The organism is Bradyrhizobium pachyrhizi (assembly GCF_001189245.1).
In the GTDB taxonomy this organism is placed as follows: domain Bacteria; phylum Pseudomonadota; class Alphaproteobacteria; order Rhizobiales; family Xanthobacteraceae; genus Bradyrhizobium; species Bradyrhizobium pachyrhizi.
Window position 1 is genome coordinate 1 of record NZ_LFIQ01000039.1, and the last position, 1,228, is coordinate 1,228.

Genomic DNA, 1,228 nt, shown 5'->3' on the forward strand with positions numbered 1-1,228 from the left:
CGAACTCAGGGGACCCATAACCACCGAATTTGCTTGTGAACGGGAAAACGGCCCCCGGCGTCGCGCGACAACCGACAGTTGGGATAATGGGTCCTGGCTTTCGCCAGGACGACGGTGAGGATGGTTCTCGCTCCCCAGGGCGCGCAATCAGGACGACTTCCTGACGATCTCAAAGCCTCGGGCGGCCAATTCCTTCAAGATGCTCTTCGCCAGATGGGAGCACTCATCGGGCTTTATCCAGCACGAACTGCGCCAATCCGGATCATCCTCTTTCGAATACGCGGTGAATGCAGACCGGATTCCGGCTTCAATTGCATCGGTGGCATCGATTGCCATTGGCGCGCCTCCACGACATGCTTCGCGTGGGAGGCTTCACGAAATGCCTATGGCGGTGTTGATGTATATCAATACCGGACGACAGGGTCGCGTTGCAGCGGGCTCGCAGCTCTCACGCCGGCACGTTGGGATCCGGCGTCACCTTCGGGTCGGGCTTGTTGACGAGGTAGAGGCCGGCGATCACCAGCAGCGCGGCGACACCGAACACCGCCGTCAGCGTGTCGTGCATGATGAAATAGGCCGCGACCACGCCGAACAGCGGCGTGACGAAGGTGAAGGCGGACAGCTTGCTCGCGGAGTAGGTCTTCACCATCGCAAACCAGATGACGAATGTGCAGCCGACCACCCAGACCGCCTGATAGGCGAGCAGCGAGATCGACAGCGCGCTCGGCACATGCTCGATGCGCTCGCCCGCGATCCAGGTGGCGAAGCCGAGGATCGGAATCGAGATCGCGACCTGGTAGCCGAGCGCCTTTTCCGGCGCCGCCTTGCGCAGCTGTGTGCCCTTGGCGACCAGCGTGGTCGCCGCCCACAGCGCGCCGCCGCCGACCACCATGAGGTCGCCGAGCAGCACCTTGGCGTCGACGTTCGGCTGCGGCACGCCGATCGCGAGCGCGACGCCGGCAAAGCTCAGCGCAAGCCCGCTCCACTGCACGGTCGAGAGACGCTCGCCGAGGAACTGGTGCGAGCCGAGCGCAACGAAGAACGGCGCGGTGTAGAGGAACACCGAGGCCCGCGACGCCGAGGTGAAGACGAGGCCAGTGAAGATCAGAACGAACTCGCAGCCGAACATCAACCCGGCGATGATCCCGGGCACCAGCGTGCCGTCGCGCTCGAAGAATTTGACGCCGCGCAGGTAGCCGACGATCAGCATCACCGGCAGCGCGCCGGC

At 64.0% G+C, this 1,228-nt stretch carries 2 protein-coding genes; both read right to left on the reverse strand.

Going from position 1 to position 1,228, the window contains the following annotated elements:
• Positions 1–147: 147 nt before the first annotated feature.
• A complete protein-coding gene (locus AKL29_RS04845) occupies positions 148–336 on the reverse strand; it encodes a hypothetical protein (RefSeq protein WP_028338145.1) in 189 nt (62 codons plus the stop codon).
• A gap of 112 nt (positions 337–448) precedes the next feature.
• The coding region (locus AKL29_RS04850) for a DMT family transporter (RefSeq protein WP_244481761.1) at positions 449–1,228 on the reverse strand (780 nt) is incomplete at its 5' end.

Coding starts and splice junctions, on each gene's coding strand:
- AKL29_RS04845 (WP_028338145.1), bottom strand. CDS start 336: ATGGCAATCGATGCCACCGATGCAATTGAAGCCGGAATCCGGTCTGCA.